The organism is Ruegeria sp. AH7 (genome assembly GCF_056541325.1).
The window spans coordinates 1-1,218 of sequence record NZ_JBQFYF010000016.1; the positions used below are offsets into that span (position 1 = coordinate 1).

Below are 1,218 nucleotides of genomic sequence, written 5' to 3' on the forward strand. Positions count from 1 at the left end.
TGATCAGCCCCACTTGAGTGGTCCAATTTGATTGTTAGTGCATGATCGGCCTTTGGTCCATCTGGACGATGGTTTCAGGCACCGGCGGCCGGTAGCCTAGAGCACTGTGTGGTCGTTTGGTGTTGTAGTGTTTCCTCCATTCCTCAATCAGGATTTGTGCTTCGCGCAGGCTGTAGAAGATTTCGCCGTTCAGGAACTCATCTCGGAACCGGGCATTGAAGCTTTCGCAGTATCCGTTTTCCCAAGGTGACCCTGGTTCGATGTAGGCGGTCTTCGCGCCAACGGCCTTGATCCAATCTTGGACGGCCTGAGCAACAAACTCCGGGCCATTGTCTGAGCGAATGAATGACGGGATGCCGCGCAGGATGAACAGATCACTCAAGACGTCGATGACATTGCCTGAGTTGAGCTTACGATCCACACGAATGGCCAGGCATTCTCGGCTGTATTCATCGATGATGTTCAGCGTGCGGAACGCCTTTCCGTCGTCAGTCCGGCAATGCACGAAGTCGTACGACCAGACATGGTTGCGATACTCAGGGCGAAGCCTGACGCACGATCGGTTGTTCAGCCAAAGCCGTCCTTTCTTTGGTTGCTTCATTGGCACTTTCAGCCCCTCTCGCCGCCACAGCCTTTCGACCCGTTTGTCGTTCACATGCCAGCCAGCGTCTCTCAGCAACGCCGCAATCCGACGATAGCCGTACCGCCCATATTGCCGAACCAGCTCGATCATATCTGCGATAAGACGCTCTTCGTCAGAACGCCCCACGGGCATTTTGCGTTGCGTGGATCGGTGTTGTCTTAGAACGCGGCAAGCGCGACGCTCCGAGACATTCAGCTCAGCACGAACACGGTCAATGCAAGCTCGGCGGCGAGCGGGGCTTAAAAGTTTCCCTTTGCTGCCTCCGCCAAGATCAGTGTGTCCAGCGTCAGATCCGATACGGCTCTTCTTAGCCGCTCGTTCTCTTTCTGCAGGCGCTTCAGTTCCTTCAATTGGTCCGTGCCCATTCCACCGTATTTCTTCTTCCAGCGGTAGAATGTTTGTTCAGTCACACCAATCTGGCGGATCGCATCCAGACGCGGCATCCCTTGCCCCGTCAGAACCTCAACCTGCCGTAACTTCGTGACAATCTCTTCCGGCTTTGGTCGCTTGTTGGCCATGTGTCTCCTCCGTTTTCCTAAACATAGCGGAAGACCACTTCAGTGGGGGAGGATCAC

Annotated in this window: 1 protein-coding gene; it reads right to left on the reverse strand. The window is 55.0% G+C overall.

Annotated features, from left to right (window positions below):
- Positions 1 to 34: 34 nt before the first annotated feature.
- Positions 35 to 1,161, reverse strand: a protein-coding gene (locus tag ACR0JX_RS19680; protein ID WP_480545514.1) for an IS3 family transposase whose coding sequence is annotated in 2 segments (ribosomal slippage) — positions 35 to 897 and positions 897 to 1,161 — 1,128 coding nt in all. Because the reading frame shifts where the segments join, the coding sequence is not laid out codon by codon here.
- Between the last annotated feature and the right edge of the window lie 57 nt (positions 1,162 to 1,218).